Origin of the sequence: Spirillospora sp. NPDC046719, from assembly GCF_040645715.1 — a bacterium.
GTDB lineage: Bacteria > Actinomycetota > Actinomycetes > Streptosporangiales > Streptosporangiaceae > Spirillospora.
Genome location: NZ_JBEYYT010000562.1, coordinates 1 through 5,179, shown reverse-complemented (window position 1 = coordinate 5,179; position 5,179 = coordinate 1). Strand labels below are relative to the sequence as shown.

At 74.4% G+C, this 5,179-nt stretch carries 5 protein-coding genes; 3 read left to right on the top strand and 2 right to left on the bottom strand.

The annotated features are described in order from the left end of the window. Positions 1-963, bottom strand: a 963-nt coding sequence (locus tag ABZ914_RS46030; RefSeq protein ID WP_500200982.1) for an AAA family ATPase, incomplete at its 3' end; no start/stop codon positions are given. Further along, positions 960-2,090, bottom strand: coding sequence for an exonuclease SbcCD subunit D (locus ABZ914_RS46025; RefSeq protein WP_500200981.1), 1,131 nt, complete (start codon positions 2,088-2,090; stop codon positions 960-962). The genes ABZ914_RS46030 and ABZ914_RS46025, both read right to left, overlap by 4 nt. Positions 2,091-2,436: 346 nt before the next feature. Between ABZ914_RS46025 and ABZ914_RS46020 the strand changes: the two genes are divergently transcribed. The 3 genes from ABZ914_RS46020 (at position 2,437) to ABZ914_RS46010 (ending at position 5,122) form a co-directional block, all read left to right on the top strand. Beyond that, entirely contained in the window at positions 2,437-3,123 is a 687-nt protein-coding gene (locus ABZ914_RS46020) for a dihydrofolate reductase family protein (protein WP_190868163.1), read from the top strand. 7 nt (positions 3,124-3,130) lie between these two features. Continuing rightward, positions 3,131-3,565: a cytidine/deoxycytidylate deaminase family protein gene (locus ABZ914_RS46015; RefSeq protein WP_190868167.1), complete on the top strand. Its 435-nt coding sequence runs from the start codon at positions 3,131-3,133 to the stop codon at positions 3,563-3,565. 123 nt (positions 3,566-3,688) lie between these two features. Beyond that, positions 3,689-5,122, top strand: a complete 1,434-nt coding sequence (locus ABZ914_RS46010; protein WP_500200980.1) for an aldehyde dehydrogenase — start codon at positions 3,689-3,691, stop codon at positions 5,120-5,122. The last annotated feature ends 57 nt before the right edge of the window (positions 5,123-5,179 follow it).

The following is a 5,179-nucleotide window of genomic DNA, read 5'->3' as shown; positions in this document are numbered from 1 at the left end:
CAGCCGCGACCGCTCCTCGGCGCGCTCGGCCAGCGCGTCACGGCGCGCCAGCGCGTCGGCGCGCCGCCGGCGCCGCTCCGCCACCTCCCGCCCGGCCTCCAGCGCCTCGCGCGCGGCCCGCACCGCCGCGTCCGCCTCGTCGCGCAACTCGTCGGCGGCCGCGCGGACGTCGGCGTGCTCGCCCGCCAGCTCCGCCGCCCACGCCGGAAGCACCTCCACGTCCGCGGCCGGCTCCGGCACCTGCTCGCCGCGGCGCGGCGCCGGAACCGGCGGGCGCTCGCCGCGCGGCGGCGCGGCGCCCGTCGCCTCCGCGATCCGGTCCGCGATCGAGGACGCGGCGGCGGCGAGCTCCGCCGCCTCCCGGCCCGTCGCCGCGCGCCGGTCGGCCAGCCACTTCTCCACCTGCGTGAACACCTCGGTCGCGAACAGCCGCTCCAGCACCTTGCGGCGCTCGTCGGCGCCCGCGCGCAGGAAGCCCGCGAACTCGCCCTGCGGCAGCAGCGCGACCTGGCAGAACTGCGCCGCGTTCATCCCGAGCAGCCGGGAGATCAGGTCCCCCGCCTCGTCCAGCCGGGTGGTCAGCCCCGTCCAGCCGCCGCGCTCGAACTCCTCCAGGATCACCTTGGCGTGCTCGGTCGTCGTCCCGGTCCCGCGCAGCTTCGGCCGCTCCCACGCCGGCGACCGCGTCACGCGCAGCCGGCGGCCCCGGATCGTCGTCTCCAGCACCACGCGCGGGCCCGCGCCGGGCGCCGCGTGGTCGCTGCGCAGCCCCTTCACCGCGTTCCGGACGCCCGGGACCTGCCCGTACAGCGCGAAGCACACCGCGTCCAGGATGCTCGTCTTCCCCGCGCCCGTCCGGCCCTGGATGAGGAACAGCCCCGCGTCCGACAGCGCGTCGAAGTCGATCTCCTCCGTCCCGGAGAACGGGCCGAACGCGGCGACCTCCAGCCGGTGGAGCCTCACGCCAGCGCCTCCTTCCGGCGGCAGTGCTCGAACGCCTCGTCCAGCAGCGCGCGCTCCGCCTCCGTCGCGGGACCGTCGGTGACCTCCGCCACGAAGTCGCCGGCGATGTCGAGTTCCGACCGCTCGCGGACCCGCTCCGTCCAGGTGCGCGCGCCGTCGGTGCCGCCGCCCTCCGGCTCGAAGCCGAGGACCAGCGCGTGCGGGAAGCGGCGGCGCAGCCGCTCCATCGCGGCCGACGGGCGGCGTTCGTCGGTCAGCGTGATCTGCAGCCAGCGGTCCTCGTACTTCTCGTACTCCGAACCGGACAGCAGGTCGTCGATGCGGCCGCGGACGCGCGCCAGCCGGCGCGGCACGGGCGCCTCCACGAACTCCGCGGCCACGCCGTCCTCGCGCAGATCGACGAGCCAGGACCCCTTGACGTGGTGCTCCTCGGAGAACGAGTACGCCAGCGGCGACCCCGAATAGCGGACCCGGTCCGTGATGGCCCAGCGGCCGTGCAGATGCCCGAGCGCCGCGTAGTCCACGCCGTCGAACACCGACGCCGACACCTGCGCCGACCCGCCGACCGAGATGTCGCGCTCGCTCTCGCTGCTCTCGCCGCCGGTCACGAACGCGTGCGCGAGCACGACCGAGCGCAGGCCCGGACGCCGCGCCGCGTCCGCGCGGACCCGCCGCATCGCCTCGGTCAGCGCCGCCGCATGCGTGCGCTCGTCCAGCTCCCACGGATGCCGGACGAGCTCCGGCTCCAGATACGGGACGCCGTAGATCGCCGCGTCACCGACGACGACCGGCTCCCCCACCCGCGCGAAATCGGTCCGGACGTGCACGCCCGCCCCGTCCATCAGCGCGGACCCGAACCCGAGCCGCCGCGCCGAATCGTGGTTCCCGGCGATCAGCACGACCCGCGTCAGCTCCGCGAGCCGCGCGAGCGCCTCGTCGCACAACCGCACCGCGTCCACGGCGGGCAGCGCCCGGTCGTAGACGTCGCCCGAGACGAGCACACAGTCGACCCGCTGCTCTCGCACGGTCGCGACGAGGTCGTCGACGAACGCCGCCTGCGCGGCCAGCAGGTCCTCGCGGTGGAACGATCTGCCGAGATGCCAGTCGGAAGTGTGCAGGATTCGCATGTCGCAGCAACCATAGGCACCCCGTCCGACACATCCGGCGCAGAAACGCCGTGTTGCTTCAATCCCGGCCCAGCGGGCTCGCCTAGCGGCTCGCCCGCTGACCGGTCTTGGGCGAGCGCGAACTCGCTTCGCGAGCTTCCCAGGTGGGGCTCGCCTTCGGCTTCGCCCCACCCGGTCAGATAGCGCGCTCGCGTGACGGCTCGGCTCGGCGCGGGCCGTTGCCGGGCTCGCCTTCGGCTTCGCCCAGCCGGTCGGATCGGCCTGATCGCTCGGGGCGAAGGCTCAACCCGGCGGTCGGGGTGCGCTGGTGGCTTGGGGGTGGTGCGGCAGGTTTTAGGCTGGGGTGGTGGGTGATCGTCCTTACGTGCTGCTGAGCTGCGCGATGTCGGTCGACGGGTACATCGACGACGCGGCGCCGGAACGGCTGCGGCTGTCCAGCGCCGCGGACTTCGACCGCGTCGACGCGGTGCGGGCCGGCTGCGACGCGATCCTCGTCGGCGCCGGGACCGTCCGGGCCGACGACCCGAAGCTGCTGATCCGCTCGCAGGCGCGGCGGGAGCAGCGGGTCTCGCGCGGGCTCCCGCCCGACCTCACCAAGGTGACGCTGACCTGGAGCGGCGACCTGGATCCGGGCGCGCGGTTCTTCACCACGGGCGAGTCGCCGAAGCTGGTGTACGCGCCGTCCGGCGCGGCCGCGGAGCTGGCGGAGCGGCTCGGCGGGCTGGGCGAGGTCGTCGACGCGGGCGAGCCGCTGGAGCTCCCGGCCGTCCTGGCGGACCTGTCGGCGCGCGGCGTGCGGCGGCTGATGGTGGAGGGCGGCGGCGCCGTCCACACGCTGTTCCTCACGTCGGGGCTGGTGGACGAGCTGCAACTGGTCGTGGCGCCGTTCTTCGTCGGCGACCCGTCGGCGCCGCGGTTCGTCCGGTCGGGGGTGTTCCCGCAGTCGCCGGAGCGGCCGATGCGGCTGGCGGAGATCACCCGGATCGGCGACCTCGCGCTGCTGCGCTACCTGCCCGGAGGCGAGCGTGGCTGACGCGATCATGGACGACGCCGGGTGGCTGGCGCTGGCCTGCGACCTCGCGACGCTGTGCCCGCCGTCCTCGACGGCGTTCTCGGTGGGCGCGGTGATCGTCGGCGCGGACGGCCGGGAGATCGCGCGCGGGCACTCGCGGGAGGCCGACCCGCACGACCACGCCGAGGAGGCGGCGATCGCCAAGACCGGCGGGGTGCTGCGCGGCGCGACCGTCTACAGCTCGCTGGAGCCGTGCGGGAACCGCGCGTCGCGGCCGCGGCCGTGCGCCGAGCTGATCGTCGCGTCGGGGGCGCGGCGGGTGGTGTTCGCCTGGCGCGAACCGTCGGTGTTCGTCGCGGGCACGGGCGCGGAGATCCTCGAGGCGGCGGGCGTGGAGCTGGTGGAACTGCCCGAGCTGGCCGGGCCGGCGCGGGCGCCGAACGCGCACCTGCTGACTCGGTGAGACTCTAGTCTCATTTCTCTTGCCAACCCCCCTCGACCGCGTGCAATGCTGAGCCAAGCAAGCATTCGGTCAGCGGATGCGCTCCGGACTCTCCGCGGACCCCCCGGCAGGAGGCACATCAGCATGCTCGAGCACGATCGGCTGTTCATCGGCGGCGAGTGGACGGCACCGGCCGGCACCGGCACCATCGAGGTCATCTCCCCGCACACCGAGGAGGTCATCGGCCGGGTGCCGGACGGCACCGAGGCGGACATGGACGCCGCCGTCGCCGCCGCCCGGCGCGCCTTCGACCAGGGCCCCTGGCCGCGGATGACGCCCGCCGAGCGCGCCGAGAAGGTCGGCAGGCTGTCGGCGATCTACGCCGAGCGGCAGCAGCGGATGGCCGACCTCGTCACCGCGGAGATGGGCTCGCCGATCCTGTTCTCGGTGTTCGGGCAGGCCGCGATCCCGCAGATGGTGCTGCAGTACTACGTCGACCTCGCCGGCACCTACGCCTGGGAGGACGAGCGGCCCGGCATGCTCGGCCCCGTCACCGTCACCCGCGAGCCGGTCGGCGTCGTCGCCGCGATCGTCCCGTGGAACGTGCCGCAGTTCACGCTGATGCTCAAGCTCGCGCCCGCGCTGATCGCCGGCTGCACCGTCGTCGCCAAGCCGTCCCCCGAGACGCCGCTCGACAGCTACCTGCTGGCCGAGTGGATCAAGGAGGCGGGCATCCCGGACGGCGTCGTCAACGTCGTCCCGGCGGGCCGCGAGGTCGGCGCCTACCTGGTCGCGCACCCCGGCGTCGACAAGGTGTCCTTCACCGGCTCCACCGCCGCCGGACGCAAGATCGGCGCGGTCTGCGGCGAGCAGCTCAAGCGGGTCACCCTGGAGCTCGGCGGCAAGTCCGCCGCGATCGTGCTGGACGACGCCGACCTCGCCTCCACCATCGAGGGCTTCAAGATGGCCTCGCTGATGAACAACGGCGAGGCGTGCGCCGCGCAGACCCGCATCCTGGCGTCCCGCCGCCGCTACGACGAGGTCGCCGACGCCCTGGCGACCATGGTCGGCGGCCTCACCGTCGGCGACCCGGCCGACTACTCCAGCGAGATCGGCCCGCTCGTCGCCAAGCGGCAGCAGGAGCGCGTGGAGAACTACATCCGGATCGGCCAGGACGAGGGCGCCAAGGTCATCACCGGCGGGCTGAACCGGCCGCACGACCGCGGCTGGTACGTCGCGCCGACCGTGTTCGGCGACGTCCGCAACGACATGCGGATCGCCCGCGAGGAGATCTTCGGCCCGGTGCTCGTCCTGATCCCCTACGAGGACGAGGAGGACGCCGTCCGGATCGCCAACGACAGCGACTACGGCCTCGGTGGCTCGGTCTGGACCGGCGACGTCGACCACGGCGTCGAGGTCGCCCGCCGCATCCGCACCGGAAGCTGCGGCGTGAACCTCTACAGCCTCGACCCCAACACCCCGTTCGGCGGCTTCAAGAACAGCGGCCTCGGCCGCGAGCTCGGCCCGGAGGGCCTGAACGCCTACCTGGAGCACAAGTCCATCCCGCGTCCCGCCTGACGCCTCCCGGACCCCCCGGGGGCGCCCCCCCGCGCCGCCCCCCGCGGCCACCCCCGC

What these genes read in the sequence shown, in the direction of transcription:
- ABZ914_RS46010 (WP_500200980.1), top strand. Translation starts at nt 3,689, where the DNA reads ATGCTCGAGCACGATCGGCTGTTCATCGGCGGCGAGTGGACGGCACCG.
- ABZ914_RS46015 (WP_190868167.1), top strand. Translation starts at nt 3,131, where the DNA reads ATGGACGACGCCGGGTGGCTGGCGCTGGCCTGCGACCTCGCGACGCTG.
- ABZ914_RS46025 (WP_500200981.1), bottom strand. Translation starts at nt 2,090, where the DNA reads ATGCGAATCCTGCACACTTCCGACTGGCATCTCGGCAGATCGTTCCAC.